General features: G+C 57.0%; 21 protein-coding genes and 1 pseudogene. 9 read left to right on the forward strand and 13 right to left on the reverse strand.

Features of this window, described 5'->3' with window-relative positions; genetic code table 11:
- Positions 1-64 precede the first annotated feature (64 nt).
- Positions 65-1,798 (forward strand): potassium/proton antiporter, encoded by a 1,734-nt coding sequence (locus ACOTZC_RS13185; protein ID WP_248169395.1) that lies wholly within the window; start codon positions 65-67, stop codon positions 1,796-1,798.
- Here the strand turns inward: ACOTZC_RS13185 and ACOTZC_RS13190 are convergent.
- From ACOTZC_RS13190 to ACOTZC_RS13200, 3 genes and pseudogenes are all read right to left on the reverse strand, one after another.
- A pseudogene (locus ACOTZC_RS13190) lies at positions 1,733-1,930 on the reverse strand (hypothetical protein); the annotation flags it as partial. The gene ACOTZC_RS13185 and the pseudogene ACOTZC_RS13190 overlap by 66 nt on opposite strands.
- Positions 1,891-2,961, reverse strand: a complete 1,071-nt coding sequence (dadX, locus tag ACOTZC_RS13195) for a catabolic alanine racemase DadX (protein WP_163353926.1) — start codon at positions 2,959-2,961, stop codon at positions 1,891-1,893. The gene dadX and the pseudogene ACOTZC_RS13190, both read right to left, overlap by 40 nt.
- A gap of 9 nt (positions 2,962-2,970) precedes the next feature.
- Positions 2,971-4,269 carry a D-amino acid dehydrogenase gene (locus tag ACOTZC_RS13200; protein ID WP_023312179.1) on the reverse strand — a complete coding sequence of 433 codons (1,299 nt, stop codon included), beginning with the start codon at positions 4,267-4,269 and terminating at the stop codon, positions 2,971-2,973.
- Between the two features lie 321 nt (positions 4,270-4,590).
- Between ACOTZC_RS13200 and ACOTZC_RS13205 the strand changes: the two genes are divergently transcribed.
- Positions 4,591-6,123, forward strand: coding sequence for a SpoVR family protein (locus tag ACOTZC_RS13205; protein WP_023293929.1), 1,533 nt, complete (start codon positions 4,591-4,593; stop codon positions 6,121-6,123).
- Between the two features lie 44 nt (positions 6,124-6,167).
- On the opposite strand, the gene fadR is transcribed toward ACOTZC_RS13205, so the two are convergent.
- On the reverse strand, positions 6,168-6,887 hold the full coding sequence (gene fadR / locus ACOTZC_RS13210; protein WP_023312180.1) for a fatty acid metabolism transcriptional regulator FadR: 720 nt from the start codon (positions 6,885-6,887) through the stop codon (positions 6,168-6,170).
- A 200-nt stretch (positions 6,888-7,087) separates the two neighbouring features.
- Here fadR and nhaB point away from each other — a divergent pair, with 200 nt between their 5' ends.
- The gene (gene nhaB, locus ACOTZC_RS13215) at positions 7,088-8,626 is read left to right on the forward strand and encodes a Na(+)/H(+) antiporter NhaB (protein ID WP_421635815.1); all 1,539 of its coding nucleotides are present in this window, start codon (positions 7,088-7,090) and stop codon (positions 8,624-8,626) included.
- A gap of 143 nt (positions 8,627-8,769) precedes the next feature.
- The gene (gene dsbB, locus ACOTZC_RS13220; RefSeq protein ID WP_024909807.1) at positions 8,770-9,300 is read left to right on the forward strand and encodes a disulfide bond formation protein DsbB; all 531 of its coding nucleotides are present in this window, start codon (positions 8,770-8,772) and stop codon (positions 9,298-9,300) included.
- A gap of 115 nt (positions 9,301-9,415) precedes the next feature.
- On the opposite strand, the gene ACOTZC_RS13225 is transcribed toward dsbB, so the two are convergent.
- From ACOTZC_RS13225 to ACOTZC_RS13235, 3 genes are all read right to left on the reverse strand, one after another.
- A complete protein-coding gene (locus ACOTZC_RS13225) occupies positions 9,416-9,856 on the reverse strand; it encodes a YcgN family cysteine cluster protein (protein ID WP_023312183.1) in 441 nt (146 codons plus the stop codon).
- A 93-nt stretch (positions 9,857-9,949) separates the two neighbouring features.
- Entirely contained in the window at positions 9,950-10,609 is a 660-nt protein-coding gene (locus ACOTZC_RS13230; protein ID WP_045404348.1) for a fumarylacetoacetate hydrolase family protein, read from the reverse strand.
- A 47-nt stretch (positions 10,610-10,656) separates the two neighbouring features.
- The gene (locus ACOTZC_RS13235; protein WP_029742143.1) at positions 10,657-10,932 is read right to left on the reverse strand and encodes a YcgL domain-containing protein; all 276 of its coding nucleotides are present in this window, start codon (positions 10,930-10,932) and stop codon (positions 10,657-10,659) included.
- A gap of 123 nt (positions 10,933-11,055) precedes the next feature.
- On the opposite strand from ACOTZC_RS13235, the gene minC reads away from it, so the two are divergent.
- Genes minC through minE form a run of 3 tightly spaced genes read left to right on the forward strand, consistent with a single transcriptional unit; the run spans position 11,056 to position 12,872 of the window.
- A complete protein-coding gene (gene minC, locus ACOTZC_RS13240; protein ID WP_023312186.1) occupies positions 11,056-11,763 on the forward strand; it encodes a septum site-determining protein MinC in 708 nt (235 codons plus the stop codon).
- Between the two features lie 23 nt (positions 11,764-11,786).
- Positions 11,787-12,599: a septum site-determining protein MinD gene (minD, locus tag ACOTZC_RS13245; RefSeq protein WP_023312187.1), complete on the forward strand. Its 813-nt coding sequence runs from the start codon at positions 11,787-11,789 to the stop codon at positions 12,597-12,599.
- A gap of 3 nt (positions 12,600-12,602) precedes the next feature.
- The gene (gene minE / locus ACOTZC_RS13250; RefSeq protein ID WP_008500504.1) at positions 12,603-12,872 is read left to right on the forward strand and encodes a cell division topological specificity factor MinE; all 270 of its coding nucleotides are present in this window, start codon (positions 12,603-12,605) and stop codon (positions 12,870-12,872) included.
- Between the two features lie 74 nt (positions 12,873-12,946).
- Here the strand turns inward: minE and rnd are convergent, their stop codons facing one another.
- The 5 genes from rnd to ACOTZC_RS13275 form a co-directional block, all read right to left on the reverse strand.
- Positions 12,947-14,074 (reverse strand): ribonuclease D, encoded by a 1,128-nt coding sequence (rnd, locus tag ACOTZC_RS13255; RefSeq protein WP_421635816.1) that lies wholly within the window; start codon positions 14,072-14,074, stop codon positions 12,947-12,949.
- Between the two features lie 71 nt (positions 14,075-14,145).
- On the reverse strand, positions 14,146-15,831 hold the full coding sequence (gene fadD / locus ACOTZC_RS13260; RefSeq protein WP_023312189.1) for a long-chain-fatty-acid--CoA ligase FadD: 1,686 nt from the start codon (positions 15,829-15,831) through the stop codon (positions 14,146-14,148).
- 203 nt (positions 15,832-16,034) lie between these two features.
- On the reverse strand, positions 16,035-16,616 hold the full coding sequence (locus tag ACOTZC_RS13265) for a Slp family lipoprotein (protein ID WP_047173205.1): 582 nt from the start codon (positions 16,614-16,616) through the stop codon (positions 16,035-16,037).
- A 37-nt stretch (positions 16,617-16,653) separates the two neighbouring features.
- On the reverse strand, positions 16,654-17,349 hold the full coding sequence (gene tsaB / locus ACOTZC_RS13270) for a tRNA (adenosine(37)-N6)-threonylcarbamoyltransferase complex dimerization subunit type 1 TsaB (RefSeq protein ID WP_248162052.1): 696 nt from the start codon (positions 17,347-17,349) through the stop codon (positions 16,654-16,656).
- Between the two features lie 66 nt (positions 17,350-17,415).
- Positions 17,416-19,326 carry an ATP-dependent DNA helicase gene (locus ACOTZC_RS13275; RefSeq protein WP_023293935.1) on the reverse strand — a complete coding sequence of 637 codons (1,911 nt, stop codon included), beginning with the start codon at positions 19,324-19,326 and terminating at the stop codon, positions 17,416-17,418.
- 133 nt (positions 19,327-19,459) lie between these two features.
- On the opposite strand from ACOTZC_RS13275, the gene ACOTZC_RS13280 reads away from it, so the two are divergent.
- Positions 19,460-19,804, forward strand: coding sequence for a RidA family protein (locus ACOTZC_RS13280; protein WP_008500498.1), 345 nt, complete (start codon positions 19,460-19,462; stop codon positions 19,802-19,804).
- A 6-nt stretch (positions 19,805-19,810) separates the two neighbouring features.
- Here the strand turns inward: ACOTZC_RS13280 and ACOTZC_RS13285 are convergent, their stop codons facing one another.
- Positions 19,811-19,993 carry a YoaH family protein gene (locus tag ACOTZC_RS13285; protein WP_008500497.1) on the reverse strand — a complete coding sequence of 61 codons (183 nt, stop codon included), beginning with the start codon at positions 19,991-19,993 and terminating at the stop codon, positions 19,811-19,813.
- Positions 19,994-20,054: 61 nt separating this feature from the next.
- Here ACOTZC_RS13285 and pabB point away from each other — a divergent pair, with 61 nt between their 5' ends.
- On the forward strand, positions 20,055-21,380 hold the full coding sequence (gene pabB / locus ACOTZC_RS13290; RefSeq protein WP_421635843.1) for an aminodeoxychorismate synthase component 1: 1,326 nt from the start codon (positions 20,055-20,057) through the stop codon (positions 21,378-21,380).

The following is a 21,380-nucleotide window of genomic DNA, read 5'->3' on the forward strand; positions in this document are numbered from 1 at the left end:
TGCCGTTGTTAATATGTTAGGGTTTTAGTAACAGCGTTAACATTGAGGTGGGAGTAAGAGAACATTGGATGCCGCAGCGATAATCAGCCTTTTCATTTTGGGTTCCGTCCTTGTAACCAGCAGTATTTTATTAAGTTCATTTTCATCGCGTCTCGGCATACCTATTCTTGTCATTTTCCTCGCCATCGGCATGCTGGCCGGCATTGATGGCATTGGCGGTATCCCTTTCGATAACTATCCCTTCGCCTACATGGTGAGTAACCTCGCGCTGGCGGTGATCCTGCTGGACGGCGGGATGCGCACCCAGGCGAGCTCCTTCCGCGTGGCCTTAGGGCCTGCGCTGTCGCTCGCCACGGTCGGCGTGTTGATTACCTCCGGCCTCACCGGAATGATGGCCGCGTGGCTTTTCCATCTCAATATCATGGAAGGTTTGCTGATTGGCGCCATCGTGGGCTCAACCGATGCGGCAGCGGTGTTTTCCCTGCTCGGCGGAAAAGGGCTTAACGAACGCGTTGGCTCCACGCTTGAGATTGAATCCGGCAGTAACGATCCGATGGCGGTATTTCTCACCATTACGCTTATCGAGATGATTCAGCAGCATGAAAGCGGGCTGAGCTGGATGTTTGCGTTACATATCCTGCAGCAGTTCGGTCTGGGGATCGTCATCGGCCTGGCGGGGGGATACCTCTTACAGCAGACGATCAACCGCATCTCGCTGCCCGCGGGGCTTTACCCCCTGCTGGCGCTGAGCGGCGGCATTCTCATTTTTGCCGTCACCACCGCAGTGGACGGCAGCGGTATTCTCGCGGTCTATCTCTGCGGGTTCCTGATGGGCAACCGCCCTATTCGCAACCGGCATGCCATTTTGCAGAACTTCGACGGTCTGGCGTGGCTGGCGCAAATCGGCATGTTTCTGGTGCTGGGCCTGCTGGTTACGCCATCGGACCTGCTGCCGATCGCCGTTCCGGCGCTGCTGCTGTCCGCGTGGATGATCTTCTTCGCCCGTCCGCTGTCGGTATTTGCAGGCCTGCTGCCGTTTCGCGGCTTCAACCTGCGCGAGCGGGTGTTTATCAGCTGGGTGGGCCTGCGCGGCGCGGTGCCGATTATCCTTGCGGTGTTTCCGATGATGGCCGGTCTGGATAACGCCCGGCTGTTCTTTAACGTGGCCTTCTTCGTGGTGCTGATTTCCCTTCTGTTCCAGGGAACCTCGCTCGGGTGGGCGGCGAAAAAAGCCAAAGTGGTGGTCCCGCCCGTGGGCTGGCCGGTCTCCCGCGTGGGGCTTGATATTCATCCGGAGAACCCGTGGGAACAGTTTGTCTATCAGCTGAGCGCCGACAAATGGTGCGTGGGAGCCTCGCTGCGCGATTTGCACATGCCGACCGAAACGCGCATTGCCGCCCTGTTCCGCGATAATGTCCTACTGCACCCTACCGGCAGCACCCGTCTGCGCGAGGGGGATATTCTTTGCGTGATTGGTCGCGAGCGTGACCTGCCGGCGCTGGGCAAGCTGTTCAGCCAGTCGCCTCCGGTGGCGCTGGACCAGCGCTTCTTCGGCGATTTTATTCTGGAAGCCAGCGCCAAATTTGCGGATGTCGCGCTGATTTACGGCCTGGATGAAGGTGCTGAAGACGGTGATAACCCGCAAACGCTGGGCGAAATCATCCAGCAGCGGCTTGGCGCTGCCCCGGTCGTGGGGGATCAGGTAGAGTTTGCCGGGATGATCTGGACCGTTGCCGAAAAAGAAGATAACGCGGTGCGGAAAGTCGGTTTGAGGCAGATGGAAGAGGAAGCGGAGTAGTTTTTTTGCCGGGTGGCGGCTTCGCCTTACCCGGCTTACAAAACCCTCGAACGTAGGCCGGGTAAGGGTTAGCGCCACCCGGCTAACATAAGTTACACCGTCACAACCGGCACTCTTGGTGCCAGTGCGCACATCAATTCATACCCCACCGTGCCCGCCGCGGCAGCAACGTCGTCAATCTTAACTTCGTTACCCCACAGCTCGACGGGTGAGCCAATGCCCGCCTGCGGGCATGGCGTCAGGTCAACGGCCAGCATATCCATAGATACGGTGCCCACCGTTCCCGTGCGGACCCCATCGACCCAGACCGGCGTGCCGGTTGGTGCGATGCGCGGGTAGCCGTCGGCATAGCCGCCCGCCACGATGCCAATCCGCTGCTCGCCCTTTGCCCGGTAGCGGCTGCCGTAGCCCACCGTGTCCCCGGCCTTCAGCGTCTGCACGCCAATGATTTCACTGCGCAGGGTCATGACCGGCTTAAGGCCGCTGTTGGCGATATCCTGCCACTGACCAGAGGGAGACGCACCGTACAGAACGATCCCCGGACGCACCCAGTGATAGTGCGCCTCGGGATGCCACAGCGTGGCCGCCGAGTTCGACAGCGAGCGCGGGCAATCCAGCCCTTCAGCCGCCTGCTCAATGCGGACCATGGCATCGGCAATACCGTCGGGTTTTTCCGCGTCGGCAAAATGGGCCATCAGCGTCATTTCGCCCACGTTTTTCATGGCGCGCAGCTGCTGCCAGACCGTATGCACCCGCTCAGACTGAAAGCCCAGGCGGTTCATGCCGCTGTTCACCTTGAGGTAGATATCCAGCGGAGCGTGGAGCTTCGCATCCTGGATCGCCTTAATCTGCCAGTTGCTGTGCACGCTGGTGGTCAGACGGTACTTGTCCAGCAGCGGCAGATCGTCCGCATGGAAGAACCCTTCCAGCAGTAGAATCGGCCCTTTCCAGCCGCGCTCGCGCAGCAGAATGGCCTCTTCCAGATTCAGGAGCGCAAAACCGTCGGTCGCGCTCAGCGCGCTCCAGATACGGTCGATACCGTGGCCGTAGGCATTCGCTTTCACCACCGACCAGACGCGCGAACCCGGTGCCGCCCGACGAACAATTTGCAGATTATCCTTCAGGGCCTGCAGGTTCAGCTGGGCCAGAACAGGACGGGACATGACAACTCCTTAGCTATGCGCGCCGTGCAGGTGCTGTGGACGCGAAGGCGTAAACCCCGATTGATAGCGTGCGGCGCTTAAATCGTCAAACGGAATTGCCGGCGTGCGCCCGGAAATCAGGTCGCTCAGCAGCTGGCCCGATCCGCAGGCCATCGTCCAGCCGAGCGTGCCGTGTCCTGTATTGGTCCACAGGTTTTTGAACGGCGTGCGGCCTACGATCGGCGTGCCGTCCGGGGTCATCGGACGCAGGCCGGTCCAGAACGTCGCCTGCTCAACAAAACCGCCGCGCGGGAAGAGATCGCCCACGACCATCTCCAGCGTTTCACGACGCGGCTTCAGCAGCTCGGTGTTGAAGCCGACGATCTCCGCCATGCCGCCTACGCGAATGCGGTTGTCGAAGCGGGTAATGGCGATTTTGTAGGTTTCATCCAGAATGGTCGAGACAGGTGCGCCGCTCTCTTCTTTCACCGGAATGGTCAGCGAGTAGCCCTTCAGCGGATAAACCGGAATGTCGAGAATGCCTTTCAGCATGGCGGTGGAGTACGAACCAAACGCCATCACGTAGGCATCGGCTTTGATCACCTCGTCGCCGCACTTCACGCCGTAAATTTTTTCCCCTTCCGACAGCAGCTTGTCGACGGAGGTGTTAAAGCGGAACTTCACTCCCGCCTGCTCGCACATTTGCGCCAGACGTTGCGTAAAGAGCTGGCAGTCGCCGGTTTCGTCATTCGGCAGGCGCAGGCCGCCGGTCAGCTTGTGCGCCACTTCCGCCAGCGCCGGTTCAACCTGGCCAAGCTGGCTGGCTTCAAGGAGCTGGTACGGTACGCCCGCATCTTCCAGCACGGCGATATCGCGGGTGGCATTCTCGTACTGTTGCTCGGTGCGGAACAGCTGCAGCGTCCCGCCCTGACGGCCTTCGTACTCAATCCCCGTCGACGCGCGCAGCGCTTTCAGACAGTCGCGGCTGTATTCCGCCAGGCGCACCATGCGCCCTTTGTTCTCCATGTAGTGGCGGGTGTCGCAGTTGCGCAGCATCTGCCACATCCACTTCAGCTGGAACTGCGTGCCGTCAAGGCTGATGGCCAGCGGCGCATGGCGCTGGAACATCCATTTAATCGCTTTCAGCGGAACGCCCGGCGCAGCCCACGGCGCCGCATACCCCGGAGAGATTTGCCCGGCGTTCGCCGCGCTGGTTTCAAGCGCGGGACCGGATTCACGATCGATAACGGTTACGTCATGTCCCGCCTGACTTAAATACCAGGCGCTGGTTACCCCAACGACACCACTTCCCAGTATGACAACACGCATAGCCACTCCATTATGTGCAAAAGAACAATCTTCTAATTACAGATTGATAACCTAGTTGAAAATATTATTCAACATACGACTTTTTTATGGTGACTTACCTCACACATCCCCCAGCATCAGGGGATAGTGCTAATTTGGGATCTCCTGCTGCGCGTTATTTTTAACCAGCATAATATGCTGAGGCATACCGTTTTTTTGCCGTATCAAAAACGCGAAATCGCAAAGAAAAAATTTCTGCCCCAGCACGCTTTTTAACACGTTGATCTATGCTTGAAAGGAGGCTCTCCAGACAGAGAGAGCACCCACAACGAGGGCGCGCTAATGGCTACTATTGATTCCCTGAACAAGGACAACACACGTCTGAGCGATGGACCCGACTGGACCTTCGAGCTGCTGGATGTTTACCTCGCCGAAATCGACCGGGTCGCAAAGCTGTATCGTCTGGATACCTATCCCCATCAGATTGAAGTCATTACGTCCGAACAGATGATGGACGCCTACTCCAGCGTCGGGATGCCGATTAACTATCCGCACTGGTCGTTTGGTAAAAAATTTATTGAAACGGAACGGCTGTATAAGCACGGCCAGCAGGGGCTGGCGTATGAGATTGTGATTAACTCCAATCCGTGTATTGCCTATTTAATGGAAGAGAACACCATTACCATGCAGGCGCTGGTGATGGCGCATGCCTGCTACGGGCACAACTCATTTTTCAAGAATAACTACCTGTTCCGCAGCTGGACGGACGCCAGCTCCATCGTCGATTACCTGATCTTCGCCCGCAAATACATTACCGACTGCGAAGAGCGCTACGGCGTGGACGAAGTGGAAAAACTGCTCGACTCCTGCCACGCGCTGATGAACTACGGCGTGGACCGCTATAAACGCCCGCAGAAAATCTCCCTGCAGGAGGAGAAAGCCCGGCAGAAAAGCCGCGAAGAGTACCTGCAAAGCCAGGTGAACATGCTGTGGCGAACCCTGCCGAAGCGTGAGGAGGAAAAAACGATCGCCGAAGCGCGTCGTTACCCGTCCGAGCCGCAGGAAAACCTGCTCTATTTTATGGAGAAGAACGCCCCGCTGCTGGAGCCGTGGCAGCGTGAGATCCTGCGCATCGTGCGCAAGGTGAGCCAGTATTTTTACCCGCAAAAACAGACGCAGGTCATGAACGAAGGCTGGGCGACCTTCTGGCACTACACCATTCTTAACCATCTGTACGACGAGGGAAAAGTGACCGAGCGGTTCATGATGGAATTCCTCCACAGCCATACCAACGTGGTGTTCCAGCCGCCCTACAACAGCCCGTGGTACAGCGGGATTAACCCGTATGCGCTTGGCTTCGCCATGTTCCAGGATATTAAGCGCATCTGCCAGTCGCCGACGGAAGAAGACAAGTACTGGTTCCCGGATATCGCCGGTTCTGACTGGCTGGAAACGCTGCACTTTGCGATGCGCGACTTTAAGGATGAGAGCTTCATCAGCCAGTTTATGTCGCCGAAGATCATGCGTGATTTCCGCTTCTTCACCGTGCTGGACGATGACCGCAACAACTATCTGGAGATTTCCGCTATCCATAACGAAGAGGGATACCGTGAGATCCGCTCTCGCCTCTCTTCCCAGTACAACCTGAGCAACCTTGAGCCGAATATTCAGGTGTGGAACGTCGATTTGCGCGGCGACCGCTCCCTGACGCTGCGCTATATCCCGCACAATCGCGCGCCGCTGGATAAAGGGCGTAAAGAGGTGCTGAAGCACGTGCATCGCCTGTGGGGTTTTGACGTGCAGCTGGAGCAGCAGAATGAAGACGGGAGCGTCGAGCTGCTGGAACGTTGCCCGGCGCGGTTGAATACGCTGTAGCGCCACCGGGCGAAAAAAAACCTCTCGTATGAGAGGTTTTTCTTTTAGCGGGTCTGAATCGCTAAATCACCCGGCAGAGTTTTCTGCATACGGTGCCAGATTTCACCGGAATCGTGACCGTAGCGGCGCACCGTCTCATAAACCTGATCGTGCAGGCCTTCGGTACAGAGCTTGCTCAGCTTATGGTAGAAGCCCAGCGCCAGGCTACGCGCTTCCGGATTGGCAAAGTAGTGGCGGCCAATGCGGGTATAAAGCCCTTTCATACCGTTGAGGATCAGGCCATACACCGGGTTGCCGGAGGCAAACGCCAGGCCGCGAAACACGTTGTAATCGAGGGTGGCAAAAGCATCGGCGTGATCTTCCACCTCGTTTGCTGTGGCCAGCACCGCAAGGGCGTCTTCCGGATGCTGACGGAAAGCGGTACGAATAAAGATCGTCGCGATGTTGGTGCGAACGGAGAGCAGATTATCAATGAGCTGCGGCACGCTTTCATGGTCGAGACGCGCCAGCGTTTCAAGAATGTTCAGCCCGGACGTTTCCCAGAAGTTGTTTACTTTCGTAGGCTTACCGTGCTGGATCGTCAACCAGCCATCGCGCGCCAGCCGCTGAAGCACTTCACGCAGCGTGGTGCGAGTGACGCCAATCAGTTCAGAGAGTTCGCGTTCAGCCGGAAGAATGGACCCCGCAGGGAAACGATTATTCCAGATGCTTTCAATGATGTACTCTTCCGCGAAACCCGCCGGGCTCTGCGCCTTAATGACCATAGTGAGATTTCCATTACACAGCTTTAGCAAATTGGACTCATCATACCAGAGGGACGCAGTAGCAGGTAGCGCGGCAAAGAGAGAAAAGAGGGATCGCCGTTTCATTTTTGTGAAATTTACAATGCAGCCTTATCCGCCTCCAGGCCGTGATTTTTGCGTATACTGATGTTTTGTCTTACTTGACGGGAAGGACGTCTGTTGTGGAAATTTCTTTTGGGCGCGCGCTATGGCGCAATTTTTTAGGCCAGTCTCCTGACTGGTATAAACTGATACTGTTGGTTTTCCTGGTCGTTAATCCCATCATTTTTAGTGTGAATCCCTTTATCGCCGGCTGGCTGCTGGTGGCGGAGTTTATCTTCACCCTGGCCATGGCGCTGAAATGTTATCCCCTGCTGCCGGGCGGATTGCTGGCGTTTGAAGCCGTCGTCGTTGGTATGACCAGCGCCGAGCATGTCAAAGCAGAGCTGGCGTCTAATCTCGAAGTGCTTCTGCTGCTGATCTTTATGGTGGCGGGTATCTACTTTATGAAACAGCTGCTGCTGTTCATCTTCACGCGCCTGCTGCTCAGCATTCCGTCGAAAATGTTCCTCTCGCTGGCGTTTTGCCTTGCCGCCGCCTTCCTGTCGGCCTTCCTGGATGCGCTGACGGTCGTCGCGGTGGTGATCAGCGTCGCGGTTGGGTTTTACGGTATTTATCACCGCGTGGCCTCCTCTCGCCCAAATGAGGACCTGCAGGATGACAGCCACGTTGAGGCGCATAACCGTGACGTGCTGGAACAGTTCCGCGCGTTTCTGCGCAGCCTGATGATGCATGCCGGCGTGGGTACCGCACTGGGCGGCGTGATGACCATGGTGGGCGAGCCGCAAAACCTGATCATTGCCAAAGCGGCGGGCTGGCACTTCGGTGATTTTTTCCTGAGAATGGCCCCGGTGAGCGTACCGGTGCTGATCTGCGGGCTGGCGACCTGTCTGCTGGTGGAGAAGTTTCGCCTTTTTGGGTACGGGGCGCAGCTCCCGGATCCGGTACGTCAGGAACTGCATAAATTCGATGTGCAGAGCCGAAGACAGCGGACGCGCCAGGAGACGCTACGACTGATTGCTCAGGGGATCATTGGCGTCTGGCTTATCGCGGCGCTGGCGTTCCATCTTGCCGAAGTGGGGCTGATTGGCCTGTCAGTCATTATTCTCGCCACCACCTTTACCGGCGTGACGGACGAACATGCCATCGGCAAGGCGTTTACCGAAGCCCTGCCGTTTACCGCCCTGTTGGCGGTGTTCTTTGCCGTCGTGGCGGTGATTATCGACCAGCACCTGTTCGCGCCGATTATTGCCTTTGTATTACAGGCGTCACCGGATGCTCAGCTCTCGCTGTTTTACCTGTTTAACGGCCTGCTCTCGTCGATCTCAGATAACGTCTTTGTCGGGACGGTCTACATCAACGAGGCCAAAGCGGCCATGGAGCAAGGCGTTATCAGCGCCGGACAGTTTGAGCTGCTGGCCGTGGCGATCAACACCGGTACCAACCTGCCGTCGGTAGCGACGCCAAATGGCCAGGCCGCCTTCCTGTTCCTGCTGACCTCCGCCCTCGCGCCGCTCATACGTCTTTCTTATGGCAGGATGGTGTGGATGGCACTGCCCTATACGCTGGTGCTCACGATCGTCGGATTGCTTTGCGTCAAAATTACCCTCATTCCCTGTACGCAATGGCTGGTACAAGCGGGTATACTTGCGGCGCAGTAAACTACGCATCTCGGGCAGTTCGCTGCCCGTTTGCCTTTTCGCACGATAAACATCCAATTACGTTTTATTTCGCCAGGTACAGGTGGCGCGAAAAACGAATTCGTTTACACTGCGCTTTCTAAGCATGTTCCAGGGAAATGATTATGTTGAGATTTTTAAACCAGTGCTCCCGCGGTCGCGGAGCGTGGTTGTTAATGGCCCTGACCGCCTTTGCGCTGGAAATGGTCGCGCTGTGGTTCCAGCACGTAATGGGACTGAAACCTTGCGTACTGTGTATTTACGAACGCTGCGCGCTATTCGGCATTATGGGTGCGGGCCTGGTGGGCGCGATTGCCCCAAAATCGCCGCTTCGCTATGCCGGTATTGCCATCTGGATCTACAGCGCCTGGAAAGGAATTGAACTCTCCTGGCAGCACACCATGATGCAATTGCATCCGTCACCGTTTATGACCTGTGATTTTGCCGCCCGCTTCCCGAGCTGGCTGCCGCTGGACAAATGGCTGCCGCAGGTGTTTGTTGCATCCGGTGACTGCTCCGTTCGTCAGTGGGAATTCCTGACGCTGGAGATGCCGCAGTGGCTGGTGGGTATTTTTGCCGCCTACTTCGTCGTGGCGCTGCTGGTGCTGATCGCTCAGCCGTTCAAACCGAAGAAACGCGATCTGTTCGGGCGCTAAGTTGCCCGGCGGCGCTTCGCTTGCGCGGGCCTCCAGTTTTGTAGGTCGGGTAAGCGCAGCGCCAACCGACACAACAGCGCACAATAAAAAACCCGCCTCGGCGGGTTTTTTAATCTCAACGGGTCGGGTGATTCATGATGTGGTCTTCCCAGTCACGCACCTCGGACTCTTTCACAGCAATGTGGCGCACAGAGATACGTTCACCGTGCATCGCCGCTTTTGAACCGGTTAACAGCGGATGCCAGTCAGGCAGACCTTTCCCTTCCGCCAGCAGGCGATACGCGCAGGTATGCGGCAGCCATTCAAACGTCGGCAGATTATCCCGGGTTAACTTGATGCAGTCAGGCTCAAATTCAAACCGGCGCTCATAGTTGCGGCACTGGCAGGTTTTAATGTTTAACTGCTTGCAGGCAACGTTGGTGAAGTAGATTTCATCCGTATCTTCATCCATCAGCTTGTGCAGGCAGCACTGCCCGCAGCCGTCACACAATGATTCCCATTCCGCGTCAGTCATGTCGTCGAGAGTTTTGCTTTGCCAGAAAGGGATGTTGTTCATCAGGATGTCCACACTTCAAAAGAAAGCGCACCTTATAACGAGTCTGGCACGTTGTTGCAAGTTTTGCCGCCCTCTTCAGGCGGCAAGATGGGGTTACAGCACGCGAGTTTTCAGCGACAGGCCGTTAAAACCGACCTCAAGCTCGTCACCGCTGAGTAGCGGGCCAACGCCTTCTGGGGTTCCGGTCAGGATCACATCGCCTGGTTTAAGGGTAAAGAAGCGGCTCATGTAGGCGATCAGGGGCACAATCTTATGGATCATGTCTGCCGTGGTGCCCTGCTGGCGGATCTCGCCGTTAACCTTCAGGCTGAGCGGCGTGTCCTGCGGATCGCCGTTAAATTCGCTCACCGGCACAAACGCCGAAATCGGGCAGGAATTATCAAACCCTTTGGCTTTTTCCCACGGCTGCCCTGCTTTCTTCATTTTGCCTTGAACGTCACGCAGGGTCAGATCCAGCGCCACGCCGTATCCGGCAATCGCTTTTTTAACATGTTCTTCCGAGGCCTGGCGCAGCGTCGCGCCGATCAGCACGGCAAGTTCAACTTCGTGATGCACCGAACCCAGCCCCTGGGGCAGCGCCAGCGGCTGGCGGATATCGCAAAGCGCCGTTTCAGGCTTAATAAACAGGACCGGCTCTTCTGGCGTCGCGCTGCCCATCTCCTGAATATGTTTTGCGTAGTTGCTGCCCACGCAAACCACTTTGCTGACGGGATAATCCAGTAATGCACCTTGCCAGTTATGATGTTGATACATGGTCGACCCCTAAACGGTTGATGTGTTGTGCCCAAAAACAGTTGAGACTATTTTTTACCGTTCGCCTCAAGATGCTGTTTTAATAAATTCTCGGGTGGCGGTGGAAGCTGTAAATAATAGCCTTGCTCGGCTAAGGCCGTTTTCACTTTATCCAGATCGGCGTTAATCAGTTTCTTACGACCATCGAGCGGCAGCAGCATCGCCAGCTGTGGTCGGCCAAAGTTCTTCATTAATTCTTCAGGCACGCGTGAAAAATCGTCTTTCTTTTCGACATAAAGATAGGTCTGGTCACGGCTTGTACTTCTGTAGATCACACAAAACATGTTTTTACTCTGAATTAATGGGTGGTTGCTTGCCTCAATATACTCCTGACTATAACATGCCTGATACTCTTCGGAATATCGCAGCGAGTGGTTGCGGTTAATAGCAAATTGAGTAAGGCCAGGATGTCAAACACGCCCATCGAGCTTAAAGGCAGTAGCTTCACCTTATCAGTGGTACATTTGCATGATGCAAAACCCGAGGTTATTCGTCAGGCGTTAGAAGACAAAATCGCCCAGGCTCCCGCCTTTCTGAAGCACGCCCCTGTTGTTATCAACGTCAGCGGTCTTGAGGCGCCGGTTAACTGGAAGCTTCTCCAGCAGGCAGTCTCCTCGACCGGACTGCGTATCGTGGGCATCAGCGGCTGCAAAGATACTGAGCTGAAAGCGGAAATTGAGCGTGCGGGGCTGCCTCTTCTGAATGAGGGCAAAGAAAAAGCCTCGCGTGCGGCACCCGTTGCCGTGCAAACGCCCCCTCCTGCGGTGCAAAACGTTACTACCGTCACAAAAACGCGAATGATTGATGTGCCGGTTCGTTCCGGTCAGCGCATTTATGCACCAAACTGTGATCTGATTGTTACAAGCCACGTCAGTGCTGGCGCTGAGCTGATTGCAGATGGCAATATTCACGTATACGGTATGATGCGTGGACGTGCGCTCGCCGGTGCAAGTGGCGATCGAGATGCGCAAATATTTTGTACTCACCTGACGGCGGAACTGGTGTCCATCGCAGGTGAATATTGGCTGAGCGACAAGATCCCAGCCGAATTTTATGGCAAAGCGGCTCGCCTGCTTCTGGCAGACGACGCGTTGACCGTTCAACCGTTGAATTGATCCCTTTTTAACAAGGAATTTCTATGGCACGCATTATTGTTGTTACTTCGGGTAAAGGAGGCGTTGGCAAGACCACCTCCAGCGCGGCCATCGCTACTGGTTTGGCCCAGAAGGGAAAGAAAACCATCGTTATCGATTTCGATATCGGTCTGCGTAACCTCGACCTCATCATGGGATGTGAGCGTCGCGTCGTGTATGACTTCGTGAACGTCATTCAGGGCGATGCCACGCTTAACCAGGCGATGATCAAAGACAAGCGCACCGAGAACCTCTACATTCTCCCGGCATCTCAGACGCGTGACAAAGACGCCCTGACCCGTGAAGGGGTGGAAAAGGTGCTCGACGATCTGAAAAAAATGGATTTCGACTTCATCGTCTGCGACTCCCCTGCCGGCATCGAAACCGGTGCCCTGATGGCGCTCTACTTCGCGGATGAAGCGATCATCACCACCAACCCTGAAGTTTCATCCGTGCGTGACTCAGACCGTATTCTGGGGATCCTCGCCTCTAAATCCCGTCGTGCGGAAAATGGCGAAGACCCGATTAAAGAACACCTGCTGCTCACCCGCTACAATCCGGGCCGCGTGAACAAAGGTGACATGCTGAGCATGGAAGACGTGCTGGAGATCCTGCGCATTAAGCTGGTGGGCGTTATCCCGGAAGATCAGTCCGTGTTACGCGCCTCTAACCAGGGCGAGCCAGTGATCCTTGATACAATGGCAGATGCAGGTAAAGCTTACGCCGATACCGTTGACCGTCTGCTGGGAGAAGAACGTCCTTTCCGCTTCATTGAAGAAGAGAAGAAAGGTTTCCTCAAACGCCTGTTCGGAGGATAAGTTATGGCATTACTGGACTTTTTTCTCTCGCGGAAAAAGAACACCGCCAACATCGCAAAAGAACGTCTGCAAATTATCGTTGCGGAGCGTCGCCGTAGCGACGCCGAGCCTCACTACCTGCCGCAGCTGCGCAAGGACATCCTGGAAGTGATCTGTAAGTATGTGCAGATTGACCCGGAGATGGTCACGGTGCAGCTGGAACAAAAAGACGGGGATATTTCGATTCTGGAGCTGAACGTTACGCTCCCGGAAGCGGAAGAGTCGCGTCCGTAGGTTTGTGGTTTCATAGCCCCGGTAAGCGCAGCGCCACCGGGGGAATATGCCGGGTTTATCACCCGGCATATTTTTTATCGCGGATAGCCTTCCAGCAGCGAATTCAGGCGATCGGCCATCAATTCCCCGCGCCATCCCGCCATCATTTCCGGCACGCCATTCTGCGGCTTCAGCTTCCAGTGCCAGTTCAGCAGCTGGTTAATCTGACGACGTGAGGCGAGCAGTTCCGCGCTCAGTTTGCTTTCGGTTGCAACTGCCTGCACCAGCGCTTTGATGTCCTTGAAAGCCTTGCGATAGCCCGGCATGTCCATCAGGTTCAGCAGCGGTTCCGGCAGCGCGTCTTCCGGCAGCTCCTGCGCTTTTGCGACCAGCGCCAGCAGGGTTTTACCGTGGAAGCGGATCTCGCTGCCCGAAAGGCCAATGCTGTCCAGCTCGCCCAGGCTGCCCGGCATATAGCGCGCGACTGCCCAGAGATGCTCTTCGCGAACCACAAAGTTAACGGCCAGATCGCGCTCGCGCGCTTTACGCAAGCGCCAGTCTGCCAGCAGCTGCAGGCATGCCAGCTGACGCGTGCGCAGCTGCCAGGCGTTGCTGATATCGCGCCAGGCCTCTTTCGGGTCAACCACTTCCTGACGACGCTGCTGGGTCATACGGCATTCGTCCAGCGCAGCAGCGAGCCAGCCGGAGGCTTCTGCCTCTTTCATCAGCTGTCCGGCAATCGGCAGCAGGTAAAACACGTCTGCCGCCGCATACTCCAGCTGACGCTCGGTAAGCGGGCGCGCCAGCCAGTCGGTACGGGATTCACTTTTATCCAGCGTCAGGCCCGTATACTCCTCCACCATGGCAGCAAAGCCCCATGAGAGCGGACGATTGCTGAATGCCGCGAGGATCTGCGTGTCAATCAGCGGCTGGGGCATGATGCCAAAGGTGTTCAGAAAGACTTCCAGATCCTCACTGCCTGCGTGCAGGTATTTCGTCACGGCCGTATCGAGCAGCAGGTCACGCATCGGCGTCCAGTCGGTAATGCCGAGAGGGTCAATCAGCGACACGTGTTTACCGTCGTACATCTGAATCAAACCCAGCTGCGGATAATAGGTCCGGGTACGGACAAACTCGGTATCCAGGGCAATGGCAGGAAAGTCGCGCGTCACTTCGCACAGCGAAGCCAGCTCGTCGTTGGTCGTGATCATCTGGTAATTCAAAACGGGTTCTCTTTTGTTTGCGCCCATAAAAAACGCCGGCTTAACCGGCGTCTGGGCGATTAGCGTGAAGCTCAGGCCTTATTGTCTACTTTGCCACGGGCTTCGTCACGTAATTCTCGTCGTAATATCTTCCCGACGTTGGATTTTGGCAGCTCGTCGCGGAATTCCACCAGCTTCGGCACTTTATAGCCCGTTAGCTGACGACGGCAAAACGTTACCAGCGCTTCCTCGGTGAGTGAAGGATCTTTCTTGACCACAAATATCTTCACCGCTTCACCGCTGCTGCCGGAAGGAACGCCGACAGCCGCCACTTCAAGTACGCCGCTGTGCTGCATAACCACGTCTTCGATCTCATTCGGATAGACGTTGAAGCCGGAGACCAGGATCATGTCTTTCTTGCGATCGACGATGCGCAGGAAGCCCTCGTCATCCATTACCGCAATATCACCGGTGTGCAGCCAACCGTCTTTGATGATTTCGTCGGTCGCATCGGGACGCTGCCAGTAACCCAGCATCACCTGCGGACCTCTGACGCAAAGCTCACCCGGCTCGCCCGGCGCGACTTCGTTATCGTTATCATCGACCAGTTTGGCCTCTGTCGAAGGAACCGGCAGACCAATGCTTCCACTGTGATAGTCGATATCGTGTGGGTTCACGCTGACCAGCGGAGCACATTCCGTCAGCCCATAGCCTTCCAGCAAATACTGACCGGTGAGCTTGACCCAGCGCTCGGCGACCGCCTGCTGAACCGGCATGCCGCCGCCCGCAGAGAGATGCAGCGTGGAGAAATCCAGCTGCTGGAACTCTTTGTTATTAAGCAGCGCGTTAAACAGGGTATTAACCCCGGTCATGGCGGTGAACGGATATTTCGCCAGCTCTTTCACCAGGCCCGGGATATCGCGCGGGTTGGTGATGAGGATGTTCTGACCACCCAGTTCAATAAACAGCAGGCAGTTCATGGTCAGCGCAAAGATGTGATACAGCGGAAGCGCGGTGATCACCACCTCTTTGCCCGGATGCAGAAGCGGCCCGTAGGTGGCGTTGACCTGTTCAAGGTTTGCCAGCATATTGCGGTGGGTAAGCATGGCCCCTTTGGCGACGCCGGTGGTCCCGCCCGTGTATTGCAGAAACGCAAGATCTTCCGCGACCACTTCGGGTTTCACATACTGCATACGGTAGCCCGCATGCAGCGCGCGGCGGAAGGAGATGGCGTCCGGCAGGTGGTATTTTGGCACCAGGCGCTTGACGTATTTGACGACAAAGTTAACCAGCGTGCCTTTAGCGGTAGAGAGCTGATCCCCCATGCGCGTCAGGATGACGTGTTTAACCTGGGTTTTGTCGACCACTTTTTCCAGGGTATGGGCGAAGTTGGACACAATGACAATCGCGGCCGCGCCGCTGTCGTTCAGCTGATGCTCCAGCTCACGCGGGGTGTACAGGGGGTTGACGTTGACGACAATCATCCCGGCTCGCAGGATACCGAACAACGCCACCGGGTATTGCAGCAGGTTCGGCATCATCAGCGCGACGCGGTCCCCTTTTTGCAGCCCCAGCCCTTCCTGCAGATACGCCGCAAACGCGCGGCTACGCTCCTCAAGCTTACGGAACGTCATGACCTCGCCCATATTCACGAATGCGGGCTGGTCCGCGTAGCGCCTTACCGAGTGCTCAAATAATTCCACCAGGGATTGATAACGGTCAGGATTGATCTCAGCAGGAACATCTGCGGGATAACGGTTAAGCCAAACCTTCTTCAATGCATCACCTCTGAAATGAGTGTTCGTCGTCATCACAACCCCGATAATAAACAGTTTGTTAACATTATATTAACTCAGCGTACCAGTTTATTAATTGTTCACATTTAAGGTTGCGAAGCGCGTCACTCTTTTTTTTCGTTTTATCCGTAAAAAAACAGAGACAGCGGCTGAGCCGCTGTCTCTTTTCTAACAATAACAGTGAGTTACTCAGTAACGATCGTCTGAACCTGTGCAGGGCCCGGGTTATACCAGCCCCAGCCCGGGTAGCCGTAACGATAAGGATGTGGACCCCACATCCACGGATCCATCGGCTGAGGCGGCATGACTACCTGCTGTGCCAGCCGCCAGCGTTTATACCCGTTGACCTGCATGGTCATAAATTTATACGGCGTGCTGCCGATTTTGCCCTGCACGGCGCCGGTAATCGGCCCGACAACGGTCACCAGCTGTCCGCGAAAATCGACCGGGTCCAGGAAACCACTGACGTCCGCATAGATACGCCCGCGAGAGGCCTCACCCAGTACCGGCCGCGCGCCGCTGTCCAGCGGAACGGTCGCGATCTCCAGACGGGTTTTCCCCTGCTGGTTTTGTACGTCGATGACCTTACCGCCAAAGCGCGCTTCCTGGCCGACGTAAAGCTCAGGCGCATTCATCACTCGCACCAGATCCTGCTGTGGCGTCGGGCTGCTGCCCTTAATCGCATCAGGAACGGAAACGCATCCGCTCAGTGCTATGGCAACCGCGCCTGCCATAATAAGGCGTACTACTTTAGTCTGGACCGCCATGATGCGACTCCTTTTTCTCAGTTCCTGTTACTGAGATTCACTCGCGGCCCGGAAGTTTCTTCCACGCAACGGTGTTTCGCAAATAAACCGGCTCCGCGTGTTCAACGGCCACGGTTTTGCCTGCTGCGAGCAGCTGGCTGGCAATCGGAAGCATATCTTCCGCAGCCGGCAGAAGCATGTTGCCGTCCACCAGCGTCAACACGGTGTCGTTCGCCATCTCAGGCCACGCTGGCCAGCCGGTGCCGACGGTTGCCCACTCGCCTGACAGCTGCTGCAGTCGTTCAGTGACCGCTTCCGGCTTAAGCACGGCTTCCGTCTCTTCACCGTGCCACACGCCCTGCTCGTCGCGGGTGTATTCGGCCCAGTAAACTTCGCCCATGCGGGCATCAATCGCGGCCAGAACGCGCGTTGCCCCGGTCATGCGCCATGCGCCCTGCGCCATGGTGGCGAGGGTAGAGACGCCGATCATCGGCAGTTCGGCGCCCAGCGCCAGGCCCTGCGCAATGCCAATCCCGATACGTACGCCCGTAAAGCTGCCGGGGCCGCGGCCAAAGGCCAGCGCGTCGAGGTCGGTTAAGGAGGTGTTGCCCTGAGTTAAAATGGCTTTTACCAGGGGCAGAATGCGTTGGGTGTGTTCCCGGGGGCACTCTTCGAAATGGGCAGAAACAGCACCGTCGTTCAACAGAGCGACAGAGCAAGCCTCTGTCGCGGTATCAATAGCCAGAATTCGCATCAGTCGTCGCGCTCTCGCAAGGGTCAGTCACAAAATGGCGCGCATCTTAGCATACTCCGGGGTAAATTACTCCGCCGTTGGGTTTGCCAGGAAACGCACCGCGCGTTTTATGTCCCGCGTCCGCGGCGCGGGCGGCAGGCTTGCGAGGAAGGTTGCCCCGTAAGGACGCATCACCAGCCGGTTATCGCAAATGACCAGCACGCCCCGATCGGTGACGTCACGGATTAGGCGCCCTACCCCTTGCTTAAGGGTAATGACCGCATCCGGCAGCTGAACCTCATCAAACGGATCGCCGCCTCGCAGGCGGCAGTCTTCCATCCTCGCCTTGAGCAGCGGATCGTCCGGGGAGGTAAACGGAAGCTTATCAATGATCACCAGCGAGAGCGTATCGCCGCGCACGTCCACCCCTTCCCAGAAGCTGCTGGTGGCGACCAGCAGGGCATTTCCGGCGCTGACAAACTGCTGGAGCAGCTGGCCTTTGCTGGTTTCGCCCTGCAGCAGCACCGGCAGCGTCATGGTGGCGCGGAACTGCTCGGCGAGGTCGCGCATCATAGCGTGAGAGGTGCAGAGCATAAAACAGCGGCCGTTGTTGGCCTCGATCATCGGTTTTAACATCGCGGCCAGATGGCGCGCCGCACCCGGCTGGTTCGGCAGCGGCAGATTACGGGGAACGCAGAGCAGCGCCTGCTTTTCGTAATCGAACGGGCTGGGCAGGAGCAAGGATTCCGCCTGCTCAATGCCGAGACGCTCGGTGAAGTGATGCAGATCGTCATTCACCGACAGGGTTGCCGAGGTGAAGATCCAGCTTCCCGGCTTTTGCGCCATCACCTCTTTAAATTTATCCGCCACCGTCAGCGGCGTGAGCGCCAGCGTGAAGTGCCGTGAGGTGCATTCATACCAGTAGCTGTACCCCGGCTGATTGATCTCTTTAAGCCGTTTGAGCCGCCCGCGATACAGCGTGGCGCGCTCGAAGGCCGCGTCCAGCAGGGCGGAGCGTCCAAGCGACAGTTTCGCCACGTCGTAGCAGAGTTCAAGGGCATCATCGAGCAGCAGCAGCGCGCGCTGGATGTTTTTGTCCGCCAGCAGCTCGCGCAGGTTGCCGCGATAGCCCGGCTCGCCGAGCTGCAGGCGGAAATCCTGCGCGCTCTGCGCCAGACGGTCGGCGCACTTCTGCAGCTGCTGGGTATCTTTGAGTTCGGTCCGGTAGGCAATGGTGAAATCTTTCGCCAGATCCTGCAGCTGGCGGCTGGAAAGCGACTGACCAAAGTACTGGCTGGCGATGTCCGGAAGCTGGTGGGCCTCGTCGAAGATCATCACGTCCGCCTCCGGAATCAGCTCGCCGAAACCGCTATCCTTGACGACCATATCCGCGAGGAACAGATGGTGGTTCACTACCACCACATCCGCATCCATCGCCGTTTTGCGCGCTTTCACCACGAAGCAGTCTTTATACAGCGGACAGTCGCTGCCGAGACAGTTGTCGTTAGTGCTGGTCACCAGCGGCCAGGCCGGGGAATCTTCCGGCACGCTCGCGCAGGTGCTGATATCGCCCTCTTCCGTCTGGTTCGCCCAGGCGCGAAGAATAATGACGTCGCTGAGGGTTTGCACCGGCAGGTCGCCGCCCGCCAGCGCCTGCTGCTCAAGACGTTCCAGGCAGAGATAGTTAGAGCGCCCCTTCAGCAGGGCCAGACGCCCCTTATATTTCAGCGCTTTCGCCACCGTGGGCAAATCGCGGCTGTAGAGCTGATCCTGCAGCGCCTTCGAACCGGTGGAAATAATCACCTTCTTCTTCGCGCGCAGCGCCGGAGCAAGGTAAGCATACGTTTTACCCGTGCCGGTTCCGGCTTCGACCACCAGCGGCTGAGCCTTATCGATGGCGCGTGCAACGGCGTGCGCCATCTGGCGCTGAGGTTCACGGGGTTTGAAGCCGGGAATAGCCTGCGCTAATTGACCTTCAGGGGAAAAATCGTCTGCCACGGTGCTCTCTCACTGTATTTTTGCACAGGGATTATGTCAGCCCATCCTCTCCTGTGCCACCCCAAATAGTGACGACACGAGAACAATATGGCAGTCTTGCCGCCTGACGACGAAAAATAACGAGGAAACGTTTATGACAATTGTGCGCATTGATGCCGAAGCCCGCTGGTCTGATGTGGTGATCCATAACCAGACGCTCTACTACACCGGCGTACCGGCTAACCTGGACGCGGATGCGTTCGAGCAGACGGCTAACACTCTGGCGCAGATTGATGCGGTGCTGGAAAAACAGGGCAGCGACAAATCCCGCATTCTGGATGCGACGATTTTCCTGGCAAACAAAGATGATTTCGCGGCAATGAACAAAGCCTGGGATGCGTGGGTTGTGGCGGGTCACGCGCCTGTACGCTGCACCGTACAGGCCACGCTGATGAAGCCGGAATACAAGGTAGAGATTAAGATTATCGCGGCGGTTTAAGCCCGATTACTCTTCATCTTCATCCTCGAAACGCGCCACGATCCGCTCGCCGGTATGCGTGGCGCGCAGTTCTTCCGCCACCTGGGAAATCGCCTGTCCGCTGCTCATCCCCTGGGACATCAGTTCCTGAATTCGCTCAACCGCTTTCTGCTGCTGTTCATGGCTCAGAGAAGGTAAACCTGCAAACATCGTCAACTCCTGCTAAATTACTCGCGCTAATTATTTCACGCTGCCCGGTAGTATGCCACACATGAACATGCGCTTCCCCACTGTTATTACCCTGCCCTGGCGAACAGACGCCGCTGAATACTGGTTTGCCCGCCTGAGCCATCTTCCGTTTGCGATGCTGCTGCACTCCGGCCATGCGGACCACCCCTACAGCCGCTTCGACATTCTGGTGGCCGATCCGCTAAACACGCTGACAACCGATGACCTGTCCTTAACTGGCGATCCGCTGACGCAGCTTCAGCAAGCCATTAACGCGCTGGGCTTATCTGCCGCGCCGAACCCGGATCTCCCTTTTCAGGGGGGCGCGCTGGGCCTGTTTGGTTACGATCTGGGTCGCCGTTTCGAAACGCTGCCGGAGCATGCGCAGGCTGATATTCCCCTGCCAGACATGGCCGTGGGGCTGTATGACTGGGCGTTAATAGTCGATCACCAGAAAAAAACGGTTTCCCTGCTGAGCCATCATGACGTGCAGGCGCGTCTGGCGTGGCTTGAGGCGCAACAGCCTGCACCGGCACAGACGTTTACGTTGACCTCAGGCTGGCGCTCAAATATGAGCGCAGCGGAGTACGCCGAAAAATTCTCGCGCGTTCAGGCGTATCTGCAAAGCGGTGACTGCTATCAGGTTAACCTCGCCCAGCGCTTCCAGGCGACGTACCGGGGAGATGAGTGGCAGGCGTTTACCCGTCTTAACGCCAGCAATAAGGCGCCGTTCAGCGCGTTTGTGCGTCTGGAACAGGGGGCGCTCCTCAGCCTGTCGCCCGAGCGCTTTATTCATCTGGCCGAGGGCACGATCCAAACCCGTCCGATTAAAGGCACCCTGCCGCGTCTTGCCGATCCCGACGCCGATCGCCAGCAGGCGGAAAAACTGGCCGCCTCTCCGAAAGACCGCGCCGAGAACCTGATGATTGTGGATCTGATGCGTAACGACATCGGCCGCGTCGCCGAACCGGGCAGCGTGCGCGTGCCGGAACTGTTTGTCGTCGAGCCTTTCCCGGCAGTCCATCATCTGGTCAGCACCATAACCGCGCGTCTGCCCGCCTCTCGCGCCGCCTGCGATCTGCTCCGCGCCGCGTTTCCGGGTGGCTCCATCACCGGCGCGCCCAAAATTCGCGCCATGGAAATCATCGACGAACTGGAACCGCACCGCCGCAACGCCTGGTGCGGCAGCATCGGCTATATCAGCCTGTGCGGCACCATGGATACCAGCATCACCATTCGCACGCTGACCGCCTGCAGCGGAAATCTCTACTGTTCGGCCGGGGGCGGTATTGTTGCCGACAGCCAGGTCGACGCGGAATATCAGGAAACCTTTGATAAAGTTAACCGTATTCTGAAACAACTGGAGTAA

It is taken from the genome of Enterobacter cloacae complex sp. SHL009, assembly GCF_049237205.1.
GTDB classification, from domain to species: domain Bacteria; phylum Pseudomonadota; class Gammaproteobacteria; order Enterobacterales; family Enterobacteriaceae; genus Enterobacter; species Enterobacter cloacae_M.